The following is a 2,760-nucleotide window of genomic DNA, read 5'->3' as shown; positions in this document are numbered from 1 at the left end:
GATCCATTGAGAAGCCTTGTTTTATAACATTTTGTCTTGAGAACCAATATGTTACAAAAACAGGGCTTTTTTTCTACTCTTTTTTTATATCGAACTCAGGTTAATGAGTATGTTGGGTTGTGTGCTGAGTTTCCATCATTGTCTTGGCTTGATGCGGATCAGTCTAAAGCATTCTCAGGAATAGAGGAGCTCGTTGCTGATGTTGTCGCTGATATGATTAGCAATAATGAAAAAGTTCCTACACCACTCTCCGGGAAAATATAGTAGGCAGTTTGTTGTCCTTGTTCTCAGTGGTTCAACAAAAACTAGCCCTCGAAGCCGCAGAACGTGGCGTGGACATAAATTGTTTAGTATCAGTAAAAAGAGCGATGTAATTTTAGTACGAGTGAGTGATAGAGCAGGAACTTATGCTTCATATATTCAGTAAATGGTATGTTTTTGAATTAATAGGTATTTTTAAATAAAGCTTTCTTTGATTTAGTGCTTTTTATTTAATAAATTAATTTTAAAAACAACTTAGGCTAATTGATAAACACTATCTGGAAAGATTAAAAGAAAATATTTTTTAATTTCTGCTAATTCATTTAAGGCAGGTTCCCTTTCAAGCAGTTGAAATGTCCAAATAAGTACAGCCTGATGATTATCATAGCAAGTATTTACTCCAAGAAAATTAGCCATTCCATAACTTCTATTGATGTTCATTTCTTTAATTAATTGATTTCCTAAGTCACGAGCTTGCTGGCTGATCAATAACTCATTTGGTAACACGGCGGTCATCTCCACAAAATAATCTAATGCAGGTTCAATCCTTATATTTAAAAAGTTATAATTTAGTTGAAATGGATAAAATATACTTTCTATAAGTTGTAATAACCTGCTGTAGGTTAATTTTAGCAAAGTATTACTCAGTCAACAACTTCAAATAACCCACAGCAAGTTATTTTTTGTAAATTAATTTAAATATGATTACTTGTAAGTTATCTAGCCTCATGGGCGATAGAAAAATTTTAAAATTAAGTGAAGTGGTGCATGCAACAGGTATCAATCGCAACACGCTCACAAGTATGTATTATGACCGTGCTGTACGTATTGAATTACCAGTCGCCGATAAGTTGTGTAAGTACTTTAACTGTACGATGAATGATTTGTTTGAGTTTAAGGAAGAAGTTGAAGAAAAAGATTAACTTAATACTTCGTTTGATAAGTTTTTCGAAGAAAAAGACTAGCCAATACTTAGTTTGATAAGTTTTTCTCTGCAGATCTAATATTGAATTTTATAAAATATCATTACAAACAGATACTAATTTCATTACTTCTAAAATGAAATCAATCGAATGGTAGAGTTTTTTTGCTATTTGCATTTTAAGGTGGGATTTTGAGGCCTTGTTGCGCAAACCTACCGATAAGGTCTTATACAGCAATAGCCTACACCTAAATTTATCGTACACCGAATTGGTCATCCTACAATCATGCTTTGATCAATCATGGTAATTTTACAATTTGGTTTGATACTAAGATTCAATGATATTCGCAGTCACAAGGAAAACATGGTCGAAATCAAACTTATTCTGACATAGCCATTCAGTGCTATCTCATGATTAAATCCTTATTTCGTCTTTCTGTATGCATGGTGACTGGCTTTGTCCAAAGCTTGATTAAACTTTGCGGATTAGATTGGACAGCTCTGGATTATTCAACCATTCGCAGAAGACAAAAGCATATTGATATTCAAATTAGCTATGAAAAGAGTTGCAATGGACTGCATCTACTCGTTGATTCCACGGATTTGAAGTTCTTAGGTGAAGGTGAATGGAAACGTAAAAAGCATTAGCCGAAATATCGTCGCCAATGGCGTAAATTACATATTGGTATAGATGCTAAAACCCTGCAAATACGCGCTATTCAGCTCACAACCAATAATGTCAGTGATTCACAGGTACTTGGTGATTTACTTAATCAGATTCCACAAGATGAGCAGATTGACTCTGTTTATACCGATGGAGCTTATGACACCAAGAAATGCCGTCAGGTCATTGCAGATAGGCAAGCGCATGCGGTGATTCCACCTAGAAAAAATGCGAAACCATGGAAAGATACAAAGATCAGCTCGCTAGAGCGAAATGAATTACTTCGAACAGTTAAACGTTTAGGCAGCACACTATGGAAAAAATGGTCAGGCTATCATCGGCGAAGTTTGGTTGAAACTAAGATGCATTGCATCAAGTTATTAGGCGATAAACTCAGTGCTAGGAATTTTGACAGCCAAGTGAATGAGATCCATGCACGCGTAGCCGTATTAAATAAATTTACAGAATTAGGCAGACCTCATACCCAAGTTGTAACCTAAATTTTAGCAACTTAGGAAAACTCTGCCGTCAAAGGCTTTATGCAACAAAGCCGTAAATAACTAAAAATCATTAAAATAACTTTACCTATTTGAATCTCAATATTCCAATAAGTTATTGTAAGAATAATTTTTTATTCGAAATCAATTTATGCAAATTATTAAAATCGAAAAAGATGTTCTAGAATTCTTACACAGCTTTACTCAAATTGACAAAGATAATTTTCATTTAGAAGTATTGTCTTTGTTTCCTGTTGCGTGTTGTGAATATTCTTCGATGATGTTGGCTCGTTTCCTGATAGAGAAAAAAGGTAAGCGTCCGCTGAACACACCTTCTGAATTCATCCTATAAGCCTTAATTTAGTCCCCACTTAGAAACAAGTGGGGACTTAAATTTATGACTACAAATAATCAGA

At 34.3% G+C, this 2,760-nt stretch carries 3 protein-coding genes and 1 pseudogene; 3 read left to right on the top strand and 1 reads right to left on the bottom strand.

Annotated elements, in window-relative coordinates:
• Positions 1-48 precede the first annotated feature (48 nt).
• The gene (locus tag ACE01T_RS17455; RefSeq protein ID WP_395519776.1) at positions 49-264 is read left to right on the top strand and encodes an antitoxin HicB; all 216 of its coding nucleotides are present in this window, start codon (positions 49-51) and stop codon (positions 262-264) included.
• Between the two features lie 252 nt (positions 265-516).
• Here the strand turns inward: ACE01T_RS17455 and ACE01T_RS17450 are convergent, their stop codons facing one another.
• Positions 517-768: a hypothetical protein gene (locus ACE01T_RS17450; protein ID WP_004658363.1), complete on the bottom strand. Its 252-nt coding sequence runs from the start codon at positions 766-768 to the stop codon at positions 517-519.
• 194 nt (positions 769-962) lie between these two features.
• On the opposite strand from ACE01T_RS17450, the gene ACE01T_RS17445 reads away from it, so the two are divergent.
• On the top strand, positions 963-1,184 hold the full coding sequence (locus tag ACE01T_RS17445; RefSeq protein WP_004658364.1) for a helix-turn-helix domain-containing protein: 222 nt from the start codon (positions 963-965) through the stop codon (positions 1,182-1,184).
• 251 nt (positions 1,185-1,435) lie between these two features.
• A pseudogene (locus tag ACE01T_RS17440) lies at positions 1,436-2,347 on the top strand (IS5 family transposase).
• Positions 2,348-2,760: the final 413 nt, after the last annotated feature.

Origin of the sequence: Acinetobacter uliginosus (genome assembly GCF_044130295.1) — a bacterium.
In the GTDB taxonomy this organism is placed as follows: domain Bacteria; phylum Pseudomonadota; class Gammaproteobacteria; order Pseudomonadales; family Moraxellaceae; genus Acinetobacter.
This window is presented reverse-complemented; position numbering and strand designations above follow the sequence as displayed.